The sequence below is a fragment of the Paraburkholderia sejongensis genome, from assembly GCF_020880815.1.
In the GTDB taxonomy this organism is placed as follows: Bacteria; Pseudomonadota; Gammaproteobacteria; order Burkholderiales; family Burkholderiaceae; genus Paraburkholderia; species Paraburkholderia sejongensis.
On sequence record NZ_JAJITD010000018.1, the window covers coordinates 34332 to 50093 of the forward strand.

Below are 15762 nucleotides of genomic sequence, written 5' to 3' on the forward strand. Positions count from 1 at the left end.
CGATAGCCCCACACCATGCAGCTTCTAACGATCGGAATCAACCACCACACTGCGCCTGTCGCCCTGCGCGAACGCGTGGCGTTTCCGCTCGAACAGATCAAGCCCGCACTGGACACGTTCAAGGGCATCTGGCTGGGCCGGATGGCCCCGAATGCGCCGGAAGCGGCCATTCTCTCCACCTGCAACCGCACCGAGCTCTACTGCGCGACCGACGACCTCGCGGCACGCGAAGCCGCGCTTCAATGGCTGTCCAGGTACCACAACCTCCCGATCGACGAACTCGCGCCGCACGTGTACGCGCTGCCGCAATCCGAAGCGGTGCGCCATGCGTTCCGGGTCGCGTCGGGCCTCGATTCGATGGTGCTCGGCGAAACCCAGATCGTCGGGCAGATGAAGGACGCAGTGCGCACCGCGTCCGAGGCCGGCGCGCTCGGCACCTATCTGAACCAGCTGTTCCAGCGCACCTTCGCGGTCGCGAAGGAAGTGCGCAGCACCACCGAAATCGGTGCGCAGTCGGTATCGATGGCCGCCGCCGCGGTGCGCCTCGCGCAGCGCATCTTCGACAAGATCGCGAACCAGCGCGTGCTGTTCATCGGTGCCGGCGAAATGATCGAACTGTGCGCGACGCACTTCGCCGCGCAGCAGCCGCGCGAGCTGGTGGTCGCCAATCGCACCGCCGAGCGCGGCCAGCGGCTCGCCGAGCGCTTCAACGGCCGGGCGATTCCGCTGTCGGAGCTGCCGGCGCGCATGCACGAATTCGACATCATCGTGTCGTGTACCGCGTCCACGTTGCCGATCATCGGCCTCGGCGCGGTGGAGCGCGCGGTGAAAGCGCGCCGCCATCGGCCGATCTTCATGGTCGACCTCGCGGTGCCGCGCGACATCGAACCGGAAGCCGGCCAGCTCGAAGACGTGTTCCTGTACACCGTCGACGACCTCGGCGCGATCGTTCGCGAAGGCAATGCGTCGCGTCAGGCCGCGGTCGCGCAGGCCGAAGCGATCATCGAAACGCGCGTGCAGAACTTCATGCAGTGGCTCGACGCGCGCAGCATCGTGCCGGTGATCCGCCACATGCACACACAGGCCGACGCGCTGCGCCGCGCCGAAGTCGAACGCGCGCAAAAGATGCTCGCGCGCGGCGAAGATCCGGCGGCGGTGCTCGAAGCGCTGTCGCAGTCGCTCACCAACAAGCTGATCCACGGTCCGACGCACGCGCTCAACCGCGCGAGCAGCGACAACCGCGACAAGCTGATCGAACTGATTAGCGGTTTCTACAAACACTCCAGCTCCTCGGAGCGTTAGCGGCGCCCTTTGCGCCGCCGCGTCTGCGCCGTGTTTGCGTCGTCCCCGGCGCAGCTCGCAGCCGCTGCTTCCACCCCGGGCCTTCGCCCGTTCCCCTGGCCGCATCCTTTCCGGAGTCCGCTCCGCTACCGCCCGATGAAAACGAGCATGCAACGCAAGCTCGACCAGCTGACCACCCGGCTGGCCGAACTGAACGACCTGTTGAGCCGCGAGGACGTCACGTCGAATCTCGATCAATACCGCAAGCTCACGCGCGAACACGCGGAACTCGGCCCGGTCGTCGAGCAGTACGGACTCTGGCGTCAGGTGCAGAACGACGCGGCAACCGCGCAGGAACTGCTGTCCGACGCATCGATGCGCGATTTCGCCGAAGAGGAAATCCGCGCCGCGCGTGAACGGATGGAGACGCTCGGCGTCGAGCTGCAGAAAATGCTGCTGCCGAAAGACCCGAACGACGATCGCAACATCTACCTCGAAATCCGCGCGGGTACCGGCGGCGACGAATCCGCGCTGTTCGCGGGCGACCTGCTGCGGATGTATTTGCGCTATGCGGAGCGCAATCGCTGGCAGGTCGAGATGATGTCGGCGAGCGAGTCGGACCTCGGCGGCTATCGCGAAGTGATCGTGCGGATCGCCGGCGATGCCGCGTATTCGAAACTCAAGTTCGAGTCGGGCGGGCATCGCGTGCAGCGCGTGCCGGCCACCGAAACGCAGGGCCGCATCCATACGTCGGCCTGCACGGTCGCGGTAATGCCGGAAGCGGACGAGATCGGCGAGGTCGAGATCAATCCGGCCGATCTGCGCATCGACACGTTCCGCGCATCGGGCGCCGGCGGTCAGCACATCAACAAAACCGACTCCGCGGTACGGGTTACGCACTTGCCGACCGGGATCGTCGTCGAATGTCAGGACGACCGCTCGCAGCACAAGAACAAGGACCGCGCGCTCAAGGTGCTGGCCGCGCGCATCAAGGACAAGCAGGCGCACGAACAGCAGGCGAAGGAAGCGGCGACGCGCAAGAACCTGATCGGCTCCGGCGACCGCTCGGAGCGGATCCGCACCTACAATTTCCCGCAAGGGCGGCTTACCGATCACCGGATCAATCTGACGCTGTACCGGCTCGACGCGATCATGGACGGCGATCTCGATGAACTGATCGCGGCGCTCGTCAGCGAGCATCAGGCGGAGTTGCTGGCGTCGCTGGGCGACGCGGATTGATGCAGTGGCGCGGCTGATGCCGCGGTTGCCTCTGCTGCCCTGATCCTTCCCGCCTCGAAAATGACCGATACCCCCGCGCCCCCGCTCGATCCCTGCGCTTCGCCCGCGACGGCCGACGCACTGTTGCGCGCGTCCCCGCTGCCGCCGCTCGAAGCCCGGATTCTGCTCACGCACGTGCTCGGCTGGCGCCGCACGCAGCTGATCACGCGCGGCGACGAGCCGCTCGAAGCCGCGAACGTCGAGCGCTACCGCGCGCTCGAAGCGCGGCGGGTGGCGGGCGAACCGGTCGCCCAGCTGGTCGGGGCGCGCGAGTTTTTCGGCCTCGAGTTCGAGGTGACGCCGCATGTGCTGATTCCGCGCCCCGAAACCGAACTGCTGGTCGAGACCGCGCTCGCGGCGCTGGAAAACCGCCCGCGGCCGCGCGTGCTCGACCTCGGCACCGGCACCGGTGCGATCGCGGTGGCGCTCGCGTCGACGCGACCCGACGCGCTCGTCTGGGCGCTCGACCGCTCGGCCGACGCGCTCGCGGTCGCCGCACGCAACGGCGCGCGCCTGCTCGACGCCCGGCGCCCGGGCGGCGCCGTCACGTTTTTGCAGAGCGACTGGTACGACTCGCTCGACGCCGCTGTCCGCTTCGACGCGATCGTCAGCAATCCGCCGTACATCGCCAGCGGCGACCCGCATCTGCTGGAAGGCGATTTGCGCTTCGAGCCGCGCGGCGCGCTCACCGACGAAGCGGACGGCCTCAGCGCGATCCGCGCGATCATCGCGGGCGCCCCCGCGCGTCTGGCCGCCGGCGGCGTTCTATGGATCGAGCACGGCTACGACCAGGCCGAAGCGCTGCGCGCGCTGCTCAGCGCCGGCGGCTTTGCGCAGGTCCGCTCGCAGCGCGACCTGGCCGGTATCGAGCGAATCAGCGGCGGCGTATTGAGTAGCGGCACGAGTAACGGCAGGGCGTAGCCCGCGCTCACGCCAGCGCCGCCCTGCCAAGCACTCTTCGATCAGCCGCCCACGGAAACCCCACAGCCAGAAGCGACTCCGGGCCGCCCGTAGCGAAATCCGCTATCATTTCAGCCTATTCCCTACACATACCGGAACCGCAAGGTCATGGACACGCAAGAACGCATCAAGCAAATCGTCGACGGCAACAACGTCGTCCTCTTCATGAAGGGCAACGCCCAGTTCCCGATGTGCGGCTTCTCCGGCCGCGCGATCCAGATCCTCAAAGCATGCGGCGTCGGTGAAATCAAGACCGTCAACGTGCTCGAAGACGACGAAATCCGTCAGGGCATCAAGGTCTTCTCGAACTGGCCGACCATTCCGCAGCTGTACGTGAAGGGCGAATTCATCGGCGGCTCGGACATCATGATGGAGATGTACGAATCGGGCGAACTGCAGCAGCTGTTCGCCGCGGCCTGAGCGCCCCGTTTCGCTTAGTTCGCTTCATCAGGCGCCGCCAGCCATGCTGCAAACCCGCGCTGCGGCGCCCCGCCGGCTGATCGTCGCGATCACCGGCGCCACCGGCGCCATCTACGGCGTCCGGCTACTCGAGACGCTGCGCCGGCTGGGCGGCGTCGAGAGCCATCTGCTGGTCTCCGGCGCAGGCTGGCTCAACATTCAGCACGAACTCCAGTTGGGCAAAGAGGACGTACACGCGCTCGCCGATGTCGTCCATTCGGTGCGCGACGTCGGCGCGAGCATCGCGTCCGGCTCGTTCGCGACTGACGGGATGATCATCGCGCCGTGCTCGATGAAGACGCTCGCGAGCGTCGCCCACGGTTTCGCCGACAACCTGATCACCCGCGCCGCCGACGTCACCCTGAAGGAGCGCCGCCGCCTCGTGCTGCTGGTGCGGGAAACGCCGTTCAACCTCGCGCACCTGCGCAATATGACGGCCGTCACCGAAATGGGCGGCGTGATCTTCCCGCCGCTGCCCGCGTTCTATAACCAGCCGACGTCGATCGACGAAATGGTCGATCACACGGTCGCGCGCGTGCTCGACCTGTTCGCGCTCGGACCGGCGCTGTCGCCGGCGTGGCAAGGCATGCGCGGCGCGCCCGATTAACAACGCGGGCGACGCGATCAATTCCGTTTCCGCTCATTTATGAAATAGCCGGACGGACCTATATTCCTAGCAACTCAATTCTTCGCCGCGTCCGCCGGCCGCGTTGCTACCATGAACCGCTTACCCGCCCTCTTCCTGTCCCACGGCGCGCCGACCCTGCCGATCGATCCGTCGATGCCGTCCGCCGAATTCGGCGCGCTGTCCACGCAGCTGCCGCGTCCCGAAGCGATCCTGATGCTGTCGGCCCACTGGTGCACGACGCAGCCGCTCGCCAGTGTCGCGAGCGCGCCTGAAACGATCCACGACTTCTACGGCTTTCCGCGGCAGCTCTACGAGATCCAGTACCCAGCTCCGGGAGCGCCTGACGTCGCGCGCCGGGCCGCCGCGCTGCTCGGCGCGAACGGCATCGCCGCGGGCGTCGAGCAGCATGGTCTCGACCACGGCGCGTGGGTGCCGATGCTGCTGATGTTCCCGCAAGCCGACGTGCCGGTCGCGCAACTGTCGATTCAACCGTACGAGGACGCCGCGCATCATTTCCGCATCGGCCGTGCGCTGCGCGCGCTGAAGAACGAAGGCGTGATGGTGATCGGCTCGGGCCAGATCACCCATAATCTGCGGGCCGCCGATTTCTCCGCGCGCCCGGAAGACGCCGATCCGCGCGTCAGCGAGTTCACCGACTGGTTCGAGCAGAAGCTGGCCGCGCGCGACATCGACGCATTGCTCGACTATCGCCGGCAGGCGCCGCACGCGGTGCTGATGCATCCGACCGACGAGCATCTGCTGCCGGTATTCGCCGCGCTCGGCGCCGCGGACGACGACTACACGCTCGGCATCCAGTCGCTCGGCACGTTCCAGCGCTCGCTGGCAATGACGAACTACGTGTTCGGCAGCGCCTGATCCACTCGCCTCCGTCCCGCACGCGCCAACAAAAAAGCCCGCCTGACGCATCGTCAGGCGGGCTTTTTTATCAGGGCCCGCAACCACCGCGGGCCCTCCTTCAGATCGACACGACGCTCAATGCGCGCCGATGCCTTCGAGCACTTCGTCGTGCTCCAGACGTTCGTCGAGATACTCCGAGCGATAGCCGCTGTTCACGCCCCAGTAATAGAACACCAGCGAGAACGCGATCACGACCAGCATGTCCCAGCCGTACGGCAGGATGCCGTAGCCGCCGAACTCCTTGCTGCCGATCAGCGACAGCACGGCCATGATCGGCAGATACGCGACCAGCCACCACGCGGCTTTCAGATCGCGGCCCCAGCCTTCGAAACCCGCCTTCGCCTGGAAGTAGAAATACACCGGCAGCGCGACGACCATCAGCAAAATGATTTCGCCGGTCAGCGGCCACTTCGCCCAGTACAGGATCAGCGACGCGCAGACGAACGCGAACGGCGCGATCACCTTCATGCCGACGATGTGCAGCGGCCGCTCGATATCGGTCGCCGCGCGGCGCAGCGCCATCAGGCTGATCGGGCCGGTCAGGTACGAGATCACGGTCGCGACCGAGATCACCGCCGCGAGCGAGCTCCAGCCGCGGAAGAAGAACAGGAAGATGAACGACACGAACAGGTTGAACCACATTGCCGGACGCGGCACGCCGTAGAACGGATGCACCTGGCCGAAGATCTTCGGCATCGTGTTGTTGCGCTCCATCGCGTAAATCATCCGCGTGGTGGTCGCCATATAGGTCGTACCGGTGCCGCTCGGGCTCACGAATGCATCGACGTACAGCAGGATCGCCAGCCAGTTCAGGTTCAGCGCGATCGCCAGTTCCGCGAACGGCGACGCGAAGTTGAAGTGGCTCCAGCCCTTTGCAACGTCGGCCGGGTTCACCGAGCCGATGTATGCGACCTGCAGCAGCACGTAGATCACCAGTGCCAGCAGGATCGAGCCGATCACCGCGAACGGCACGCTTTTGGCCGGATTGCGCGCTTCACCGGCCAGGTTGATCGGGCTCTGGAATCCGTTGAACGCGAACACGATGCCGCTCGTCGCGACCGCGGTCAGCACCGCCGACCAGCCGTACGGCGCGAAGGTGGTGGTCTGGCCGAAGTTCTCGGTGTGCACGCCGGTAGCCATCAGACCGGCGATCGTCGCGCCCGGGATCAGGAACTTGAAGATCGTGATCGCCGTGTTGGCGCGCGCGAACAGCTTCACGCCCCAGTAGTTCAGCAGGAAGTAAATGATCACGAGCACGGCCGACAGCAATAGCCCGTTCGTCGTTAATGACCCATCGACGAAGAGCGCATGCGCCCAGTCGTACGGCCAGGTACTCATATATTGAATGGATGCTTCAGCCTCGATCGGTATCACCGATACGATCGCAATCCAGTTGGCCCAAGCACTGATAAAACCGACCAGTGCGCCGTGCGAGTAGCGCGCGTAGCGCACCATCCCGCCCGACTCCGGAAACATCGCACCGAGTTCCGCGTAGGTCAGCGCGATCGCCAGAATCACGACCGCGCCGATGATCCACGCGCAAATGGCGGCAGGACCGGCAATCTTGGCGGCCTTCCACGCGCCGAACAGCCAGCCCGATCCGATGATGGAACCCAGACCGGTCAGCATCAGCGCGAACGGCCCGATGTTCCGTTGAATAGAACTTTTCACGTCTTCTCCTAAATCAAAACCATGTCGGCACCGCGTGACATCGCTTGTGGCGGTGGGAGACGGGTGACGCGCATGAAAGCGTCGAATGATGCAGATGAGGGTGCAACCGACGCGCGGCGCGTAGTTTAACGGTTGCACCGGCTTACTGCAGCGGATCTGTCGGTCAACCAAGGGTTCTCCCTAGCAAAAAGTTGACCGCTTGCGCAAGCTTTGTAAGGAAATTTGGGCCTTGTCTGACAAAGTTTTGTCAAAAAGCGCGCAAACTGTTGACGTTCGTCCGAATTCGCCGTATAACGTTCGGGCAGGATTTCAAGCGGCGAGTGAAGTGGTTCTTTCGTAGGTCGCCCATCAACGGTACTCCGGTTGGTCCCATTACCCCTTCCTTGATTTTCATGCACCCCCGGGCTTCGGCCTTATTCACCATTTTTAGGAAAAAGTAATATGGAAACCGGTACCGTCAAATGGTTCAATGACGCAAAGGGCTTTGGCTTCATCACTCCGGACGGCGGCGGCGAAGACCTGTTCGCGCATTTCTCGGAAATTCGCGTTGACGGCTTCAAGACGCTGCAAGAAAACCAGAAGGTCACGTTTGAAGTGAAGACGGGCCCGAAGGGCAAGCAAGCGGCTAACATCAAGCCGGTGTAAGCCCCCAGCCTCCTTCGGGAAGCTAGAAAAAACCCCGCCTCGGCGGGGTTTTTTATTATTGGCTCTAATTACATGATTTACCACGCAATTCGGCACTGCAGTCGGATTAACTTTAACCGATTCGCAAATCGCGGCGGATTATTTGCCGATTAATCCGATTATCCGAACACGCGCCGGGCGTGAATACCGAGGCCGGTCGCCACGCTCGCGAGACGGTCGCCGAACACCGCCTTCGCATCGGGGAACGCCCCGGCCAGCGCACCCGACAAAAACGCCAGCCCCGTCGAGCCGCCGGTGAAATAGATCGCGTCGACGTCGCGCGGCGCGACACCCGCGGCCTGCACCGTGTCGCGCGCGGCCTGCACGATGCGGCGGGTTTCGTCCTCGCCGGCGCTGATAAGCTGCGCTTCGTCGAACGCGAGCCGCAAATCCTCTTCGACTTCATCGAGATCGATCACGGTCTGTCCGCCTGCCGCGACGCCGATCTTCGCTTCTTCCGCATGCGCGGCGAGCGCATGGCCGAAACGCTGCTCGACCACCCGCATCAGCCGGTCATGGTGACGGGTCTCGGTGAAAAGGTGCCGCATCAACGCGAGTTCACTGACCCGCTTCGGCGTGTAGACGGTATTGATCAGATGCCACGTCGCGAGATCGAAGTAAATCCGGTTCGGAATCTCGCGCCCCTGCGGGTCCAGCGACTGGTAGCCCAGTTCGCGCAGGATCGTCACCAATTCGACGCGCCGGTCGAAATCGGTGCCGGCGACGTGCACGCCGTGGTGCGCCAGCACGTCGTCCTTGCGTTCGACGCGCTGCATCCGTTGCGGCCCTACCCGCACCAGCGAGAAGTCGGAGGTACCGCCGCCGATGTCGGCGACCAGCACCAGCCCTTCCCGGGTCAGATGCGATTCGTAGTCGAACGCGGCCGCGATCGGTTCATACTGAAAATGAATTTCGCGCAGACCGACCGTGCGCGCGGCGGCTTCGAGCTGCTGCTGCGCCATCTGGTCGGCGCGCGGGTCGTCGTCGACGAAAAACACCGGGCGGCCCAACACGGCGCGGTCGATCGCGCCGCCGACCGTCGCTTCCGCCGAGCGTTTCAAATGGGTGAGGAAGGTCGCGATCACGTCGGTGTAGCGGATCGCGCTGCCGTCGCCGAGGTCAGTCGTATTCTCGGCCAAAGGCGAGCCGAGGATACTTTTCATCGAGCGCATCAGCCGGCCGTCGAAGCCGTCGATGTATGCCGCGAGCGCGGCACGGCCGAACTCGGTGGTATTTTCGTCGGTATTGAAGAAGACCGCGGTCGGCAGCGTCGTGTACGCGCGCTCGACCGGCGCCAGCTTCAATTGGGCGCCGTCCGGCACCGCGACGGCCGAGTTGGAAGTACCGAAGTCAATCGCGCAATAGTTCATGGCAGGAATCGCCGCTCACGGCTGGCGCGGACAGAAAGGGGAGCGGCTTTGTAACACGAAAACTCCGGCAGCATCAACCGGCAATACCGGGGCGCGATCGTCGCCGTTCGCATTCAGGCAGCGGAACGCATCTTGCTCGCTTCGACGAATTCGCCGCCAGCTTCCGTCGATCAAGGAGACCCAGCGCATGAGCGTGCCGCCGACCGCCGCCGTGAACGACCGCCACCAGCATCGGCACGCAGCGCCGATCGAAACCGATCTGCCATCGCGGCTCGACCGCCTGCCTTGGGGCCGCTTTCATACGCTGATCGTCGTCGCGCTCGGCGTGACCTGGCTGCTCGATGGGCTCGAGGTGACGCTGGCCGGCGCGGTCGCGAGCGCGCTGAAAACTAGTCCGGCGCTGCGCTTCACGAATGCCGACGTCGGCCTCGCCGGCAGCGCGTACATCGCCGGCGCGGTGCTCGGCGCGCTCGGCTTCGGCTGGCTGACCGACCGGCTCGGCCGTCGCAAACTGTTTTTCATCACGCTGGCGCTGTATCTGGCCGCCACCGCGGCCACCGCGCTGTCGTGGAATCTGGCCAGCTTCCTGCTGTTCCGCTTCCTGACCGGCGCGGGGATCGGCGGCGAGTACACGGCGATCAATTCGACGATCCAGGAATTCACCCCGGCGCGCGTGCGCGGCTGGACCGATCTCGGCATCAACGGCACGTTCTGGGTCGGCGCGGGGCTCGGCGCGGCCGGCTCGCTGGTGCTGCTCGATCCGAACCTGCTGCCGGCCGACTGGGGCTGGCGCGCGTGCTTTTTCATCGGCGCGGTGCTCGCGCTGGCGATCCTGCCAATGCGCATCTGGATCCCCGAAAGCCCGCGCTGGCTGCTCACGCACGGCGACGAACGCGACGCGCGCACGATCGTCGAAGGAATCGAGGCGCGTTTTCGCGCCGACGGCCACACGCTCGCCGACGACGGCCTCACCCGGCTGCGGCTGCGCGCTCGCGATCACACGCCGCTGCGCGAGGTGTTCCATACGCTATTTAACGTGCACCGGCGCCGCGCGCTGGTCGGCCTGACCTTGATGACCGCGCAGGCGTTCTTCTACAACGCGATCTTCTTCACCTACGCGCTGGTGCTGACCGATTTCTACCAGGTGCCGGGCGGCGAGATCGGCTGGTATCTGCTGCCGTTCGCACTCGGCAATTTCCTCGGGCCGCTCACGCTCGGCCGGCTGTTCGATGTGATCGGCCGGCGCAAGATGATCGCCGCGACCTACGCGATGTCGGCGCTGCTTTTGACGCTGTCCGGCTATCTGTTCGAGCAGCAGTTGTTGAGCGTGGTCACTCAGACGATCGCGTGGATGGTGATTTTCTTTTTCGCGTCGGCGGCAGCGAGTTCCGCGTATCTGACGGTGAGCGAGTCGTTTCCGCTCGAAATCCGCGCGCTCGCGATCGCGGTCTTCTATGCGTTCGGCACCGCGCTCGGCGGCATCATCGGGCCGGCGTTTTTCGGCCGGCTGATCGATACGCATCAGCGCAGCGAGGTGTTTTCCGGTTATCTGGTCGGCTCCGCGCTGATGCTCGGGGCCGCGGTCGTCGCGGCGATCTGGGGTGTCGATGCGGAGCGCAAACCGCTCGAACACGTGGCGGCGCCGCTGTCGAGCGTGACCGGCGACGCGGACGGCGGCCAATAAAAAACGCGCGGTCGATGCCGCGCGTTCAGGCAGGCTGCCGGACTCTAACGCTTCGCGGGCCGGTCCGCCGTTCGCGAAGCCGCGCCGCCGGCAGCGCCGTCAGTCGCTCAAAACGCTTTTTTCCAACCGCCGCCATACGCGATGTCCGCGAGCGGCTGACGCTGGCGCGCGGCCTTTTCGCGCTCGCGCAGCACCGGGTCCAGTTTGTCCACCTCGCCATAGTGGCCGAGCGAAATCATCGCGATCGGTTCGACGTCTTTCGGCAATTCGAAACCGCTGCGGAACGCGTTCACGTCGAAGCCGCTCATCTGATGCGCGGCCAGCCCGAGCGCGTGAGCCTGCAGCACCAGCGCCATCGCCGCCGCACCCGCATCGTATTGCGCGCAGCGATTGACGTCGCCCTTACTGGTCAGCGTGTGCGCGGTCACCGCGATCAGCACCGGCGCTGGCGCATTCCAGCCCTGATTGAACGGCACCAGCGTCGCGAACGCCTTCTTGAACGCAACTTCATCGACACTGCGATCGAACACCATGAAACGCCACGGCTGCGCGTTATACGAAGACGGAGCCCAGCGCGCGGCTTCGAGCACGGCGCGCAACTGGTCGCGGCTCACCGGCTCGCTCGAATACGCGCGCGGGCTCCAGCGGCCGGCAATCAGCTCGTGAATGGCAACTTCGGTTACGGCGGGTTTGTTGGTCATGCGCTTCTCTCGGTGGAAATTCATGATCGGCCGGGCGGCTGCCCGGGCCACATAGGATAGCGGGCTTCCGCGTGCGCTCCAACCTGCGCCGCGTGACGATTTCCAGCCGGGGCCGCGCCGGCCACAAAAAAACACGGCCCCGTGGCGGGGCCGTGCGTGATCGCATCAATATCGACGTGAAGGCAGCGCCGCGGCGCGCCGCCCGCCTGTTCAGATCGCCTGCGGCGCCGGCACCTTGGCCGGACGATTGATCCGCAGCACGATCACCGCGGCGACGAGGCACAGGCCGCCGGAGATCATCGATGCAACCGTATAGGTGCCGAGGCTCGCGCGCAGCATCCCCGCGCCGAGCGCCGCGAACGCCGCGCCGAGCTGGTGACCGGCGACCACCCAACCGAACACGATCGGCGCCGATTCCTTGCCGTAGACATCGGTGGCCAGACGCACGGTCGGCGGCACGGTCGCGATCCAGTCGAGGCCGTAGAACACCGCGAACAGCGGCAGCCCGAAGAAATCGATGCCGAACGCGTGCGGCAGATACATCAACGACAGCCCGCGCAGCCCGTAATACCAGAACAGCAGCACGCGGCTATTGAAGCGGTCCGACAGCCAGCCCGACAAGGTCGTGCCGAACAGATCGAACACGCCCATCGCGGCGAGCAGCGACGCGCCCTGCACTTCGGTCATCCCGTAATCGCCGCACATCGCGATCAGGTGGGTGCCGACATAGCCGTTGGTGCTCGCGCCGCAGATGAAAAAGCTGAAGAACAGCAGCCAGAAGTCGCGCGTTTTGCTCGCCATCGCGAGCGTGCCGAAGGCAATGGCCAGCGGGTTCTGCTTCGTCACGGCCGCGGCGACCGGCGCGTCGTGCGGCTCGCCGTACGGACGCAGCTTCATGTCGGCCGGATGCTCGGGCAGCAGGAACGCGACCAGCGGAATCACCACCGCGGCCGCCAGCGCGACCACCCACACGACCTGGCGCCAGCCGTAATGCTCGGCGATCGCCGCGAGCATCGGCAGGAACACCAACTGGCCGGTGGCCGAACTGGCGGTCAGAATGCCCATCACCAGACCGCGGCGGGCGGTGAACCAGCGCGTCACCACAGTGGCCGACAGCGACAGCGCCGCCACCCCGGTCGAGCCGCCCACCATCACGCCCCAGATCAGCACCATCTGCCACGGGTGGCTCATCAGCGACGACAGCGCGACGCCCGCGGCCATCGTGCCGAGCGCGGCGAGCAGCGTGGGCCGCACGCCGAAGCGCTGCATCGCGGCGGCCGCGAACGGCCCCATCAGCCCGTACAGCGCGATGTTCACCGAGATCGCCAGCGAAATCGTCGCGCGGCTCCAGCCGAATTGATGTTCGAGCGGCACCATCATCACGCTCGGCGTCGCGCGCGTGCCGGCCGCCGCCAGCAATACCAGAAACACCACGGCGACGGTCAACCAGCCATAGTGGAAACGTCCGCCTATCAGTCTTGCAGCCCAGTTCATCGGATCTCCAATCGACGCGCTGCCTCTCGTTTGCAGCGGCGTCGTTCGCATTATTACGGCTTGGGTAAAAGAGTTGTGACAGATCGGTCACAATGGTGTTGCGATCTTAGTTACCGCTCGGTAACATGTCAAGGCGTCAATCTCATTCGGGTGACTTTCCATGTCCGACAACGAAGCTCCCAAAGCCGTCCGGCGCCCGCGCGGCGCGCAGACGGCCGGCCCGCAGGCGCAGCAGCACCTGCTGCGCGCGGCCAGCGAACTGTTCTATCGCGACGGCGTGCGTACCGTCGGCGTCGATGCGGTGGTCGAGCGCGCGGGCGTGAACAAGATGAGTCTGTACCGGCAGTTTTCGTCGAAGGACGAGCTGGTGATGGCGTATCTCGAGCAAAAGGACGAGCAGTTCTTCGGCTACGTCGAGAAGAGCTTCGCGAAGCATCCGGGCGAGCCGGCCAAACAGCTGCAGCAGTATTTCGACGACCTGGTGAAGCGCGCATCGGTCGACGATTACCGCGGTTGCCCGTTCGTGAACGTGTCGGTGGAGTTTCCCGATCCCCAGCACCCGGCGCGGCAGTTCGTGTTTCGCAACAAGCAGCGGCTGATGGCGCGGCTGCTGGAACTGTCGGTTGCGGCCGGCGCCGCCGATCCGCAGGCGCTCGCCAATGCGCTCGGTCTGCTGATCGAAGGGGTATATGCGGCGAGCCAGACTTTTGGGCCCGGTTGCGGGCCGATCGTCGTCGCGCCGAAGGTGACCGCGCAATTGATCGCGGCGGCTTGCGGCAGCGCGCCGCCGGTACGCTGAACCGGCTCGAATCGAATCACGCTTAGAATCACGGCTTTCCCCTGCCGCGTCCGCCCTCCATGCCGTTGCCCGCCGAATCCCACACCGCCGTTATCGCCGCGACCCGCCACTGGCTGAGCGAAGCGGTGATCGGGCTGAACCTGTGCCCGTTCGCGAAGGCGGTGTACGTGAAGGAGCAGATTCGCTACGCGGTCAGCGATGCGCGGGACCTCGAAGGCGTGCTGACCGATCTGGAAGCCGAGCTGCAAACACTCATTGCCGCCGATCCGGCCGCCGTCGACACGACGCTGCTGATCCTGCCGCGCGCGCTCGGCGAATTTCTCGACTTCAACGATTGCCTGTATTTCGCCGACCGGCTGCTCCAGCAGCTCCGGCTCGAAGGGATCATCCAGATCGCGAGCTTTCATCCGCGGTATCAGTTCGAAGGCAGCGAGCCGGACGACATCGAGAACTACACGAACCGCGCACCCTATCCGATCCTGCATCTGCTGCGCGAGGACAGCATCGAGCGCGCGGTGCAGGCCTTTCCCGACGCGCAAGACATCTACGAGCGCAATCAGGAAACGCTGCGGCGCATCGGCCTCGCGGGCTGGGATGCGCTGATGAAGCGGGAAAAGTAGCCGCCGGCCTCGGGCGTAACGACCGGCCTCAGGCCGGCACGAAGAAGCGCTCTTTCAGCGCGTCCAGCCCGAGCGTGTCCAGCACCTCGGTCAGCCGCTCGGCCGGCCGGCGCCGCGGCAGATCCTTGTACTGCGCGATGATCAGTTCGTTTTTCATCGAATGTTCCCAGCCGACCAGCTCGGTCACGTTGACCTGATAGCCGTGCGCCTCCAGTTGCAGGCAGCGCAGCACGTTGGTGATCTGGCTGCCGAACTCGCGCGTATGCAGCGGATGACGCCAGATTTCCGTCAGCGAGTTCTTCAGTGCCTTGCCCTTGTTCTGCCGCAACACCCCCGCCACTTCCGCCTGACAGCACGGCACCACGACGATGTACTTCGCGTGCTTTTCGAGCGCGAAGTGGATCGCGTCGTCGGTTGCGGTGTTGCACGCGTGCAGCGCGGTCACGATGTCGATCTGCGCAGGCAGACGCGTCGACGTGATCGACTCCGCAACCGACAGATTCAGAAACGACATCCCCTCGAAACCGAGCCGGGCGGCCAGTTCTTCGGAGCGCGAGACCAGCTCTTCGCGCGTTTCGATGCCGTAAATGTGCGACGCCACACCAGCGGCGTCCTGAAACTGCTTGAAAAACAAGTCATAGAGAATAAAACCGAGGTATGACTTGCCGGCGCCGTGATCGACGAGCGTGAGGGCGCCCTGGCTGTCCTTCAGATCCTTGAGCAGCGGCTCGATGAACTGGAACAGGTGGTAGACCTGCTTGAGCTTGCGACGGCTGTCCTGGTTCATCTTGCCGTCGCGCGTGAGGATGTGGAGTTCCTTCAGCAGTTCGACGGACTGGTTAGGGCGGATTTCGTGGGTTTTACCGGACATCGTGGGAATCGGCATCTATTGCGGCTCGAACGTGCGACAGATGACGGAAAAAGAGAAAAGTTACTGCCAGTTTACCCAAAGTGCGGCACTTCCACCGAAGTGGGCCGCGCGAACTATGCGAGACATGCATTCAACCTGGAACACTTTGTGCAAGAACAGCGGCGCGCGCAGGCGTTTCGGGCTTGACTGAAACCACCTCGCGCACAGGCCCAGCCAGAAGCGGGGGCCGTGTCGCCTGAAAAAAAGGGGGCTTTCCGGCCGCGGCGCCGGAACAGCGAACCGGATGCATGTGGGGAGGGCGGTCCCGGAACACGGACCGAACGTTACGTAACCAGCAGTGCGCC

15 protein-coding genes are annotated in these 15762 nt (G+C 64.9%); 10 read left to right on the plus strand and 5 right to left on the minus strand.

The annotated features are described in order from the left end of the window. Positions 1–15: 15 nt before the first annotated feature. The 6 genes from hemA (at position 16) to LJ656_RS27925 (ending at position 5482) form a co-directional block, all read left to right on the plus strand. The gene (gene hemA / locus LJ656_RS27900) at positions 16–1302 is read left to right on the plus strand and encodes a glutamyl-tRNA reductase (RefSeq protein WP_230512758.1); all 1287 of its coding nucleotides are present in this window, start codon (positions 16–18) and stop codon (positions 1300–1302) included. Between the two features lie 135 nt (positions 1303–1437). Next, positions 1438–2520 carry a peptide chain release factor 1 gene (prfA, locus tag LJ656_RS27905; RefSeq protein WP_230512759.1) on the plus strand — a complete coding sequence of 361 codons (1083 nt, stop codon included), beginning with the start codon at positions 1438–1440 and terminating at the stop codon, positions 2518–2520. Positions 2521–2580: 60 nt separating this feature from the next. Further along, complete coding sequence (gene prmC / locus LJ656_RS27910; RefSeq protein WP_230512760.1) at positions 2581–3480, plus strand: peptide chain release factor N(5)-glutamine methyltransferase; 900 nt, start codon at positions 2581–2583, stop codon at positions 3478–3480. A 147-nt stretch (positions 3481–3627) separates the two neighbouring features. Next, positions 3628–3939 (plus strand): Grx4 family monothiol glutaredoxin, encoded by a 312-nt coding sequence (gene grxD, locus LJ656_RS27915; RefSeq protein WP_075303146.1) that lies wholly within the window; start codon positions 3628–3630, stop codon positions 3937–3939. A gap of 43 nt (positions 3940–3982) precedes the next feature. Beyond that, positions 3983–4585, plus strand: a complete 603-nt coding sequence (locus LJ656_RS27920) for a UbiX family flavin prenyltransferase (protein WP_230512761.1) — start codon at positions 3983–3985, stop codon at positions 4583–4585. Positions 4586–4696: 111 nt separating this feature from the next. After that, the gene (locus LJ656_RS27925) at positions 4697–5482 is read left to right on the plus strand and encodes a DODA-type extradiol aromatic ring-opening family dioxygenase (protein WP_230512762.1); all 786 of its coding nucleotides are present in this window, start codon (positions 4697–4699) and stop codon (positions 5480–5482) included. Between the two features lie 117 nt (positions 5483–5599). Here the strand turns inward: LJ656_RS27925 and LJ656_RS27930 are convergent, their stop codons facing one another. Further along, complete coding sequence (locus LJ656_RS27930) at positions 5600–7195, minus strand: APC family permease (protein WP_230512763.1); 1596 nt, start codon at positions 7193–7195, stop codon at positions 5600–5602. Between the two features lie 441 nt (positions 7196–7636). On the opposite strand from LJ656_RS27930, the gene LJ656_RS27935 reads away from it, so the two are divergent. Then, on the plus strand, positions 7637–7840 hold the full coding sequence (locus LJ656_RS27935; RefSeq protein ID WP_013090665.1) for a cold-shock protein: 204 nt from the start codon (positions 7637–7639) through the stop codon (positions 7838–7840). Positions 7841–7998: 158 nt separating this feature from the next. Here LJ656_RS27935 and LJ656_RS27940 read toward each other — a convergent pair whose 3' ends face one another. Then, on the minus strand, positions 7999–9249 hold the full coding sequence (locus tag LJ656_RS27940) for an Hsp70 family protein (protein ID WP_230512764.1): 1251 nt from the start codon (positions 9247–9249) through the stop codon (positions 7999–8001). Positions 9250–9436: 187 nt separating this feature from the next. On the opposite strand from LJ656_RS27940, the gene LJ656_RS27945 reads away from it, so the two are divergent. Next, a complete protein-coding gene (locus LJ656_RS27945; protein WP_230512765.1) occupies positions 9437–10933 on the plus strand; it encodes an MFS transporter in 1497 nt (498 codons plus the stop codon). 107 nt (positions 10934–11040) lie between these two features. Here the strand turns inward: LJ656_RS27945 and LJ656_RS27950 are convergent, their stop codons facing one another. Both LJ656_RS27950 and LJ656_RS27955 read right to left on the minus strand, forming a co-directional pair. Next, positions 11041–11634 carry a nitroreductase family protein gene (locus LJ656_RS27950; RefSeq protein ID WP_230512766.1) on the minus strand — a complete coding sequence of 198 codons (594 nt, stop codon included), beginning with the start codon at positions 11632–11634 and terminating at the stop codon, positions 11041–11043. Between the two features lie 210 nt (positions 11635–11844). After that, positions 11845–13128, minus strand: a complete 1284-nt coding sequence (locus LJ656_RS27955) for an MFS transporter (RefSeq protein WP_230512767.1) — start codon at positions 13126–13128, stop codon at positions 11845–11847. A 160-nt stretch (positions 13129–13288) separates the two neighbouring features. On the opposite strand from LJ656_RS27955, the gene LJ656_RS27960 reads away from it, so the two are divergent. Beyond that, the gene (locus LJ656_RS27960; protein ID WP_230512768.1) at positions 13289–13927 is read left to right on the plus strand and encodes a TetR/AcrR family transcriptional regulator; all 639 of its coding nucleotides are present in this window, start codon (positions 13289–13291) and stop codon (positions 13925–13927) included. Between the two features lie 59 nt (positions 13928–13986). Next, positions 13987–14547, plus strand: coding sequence for a DUF1415 domain-containing protein (locus tag LJ656_RS27965; protein ID WP_230512769.1), 561 nt, complete (start codon positions 13987–13989; stop codon positions 14545–14547). Positions 14548–14575: 28 nt separating this feature from the next. Here the strand turns inward: LJ656_RS27965 and LJ656_RS27970 are convergent, their stop codons facing one another. Further along, positions 14576–15418, minus strand: coding sequence for a class I SAM-dependent methyltransferase (locus LJ656_RS27970; protein WP_230512770.1), 843 nt, complete (start codon positions 15416–15418; stop codon positions 14576–14578). Positions 15419–15762 lie beyond the last annotated feature (344 nt).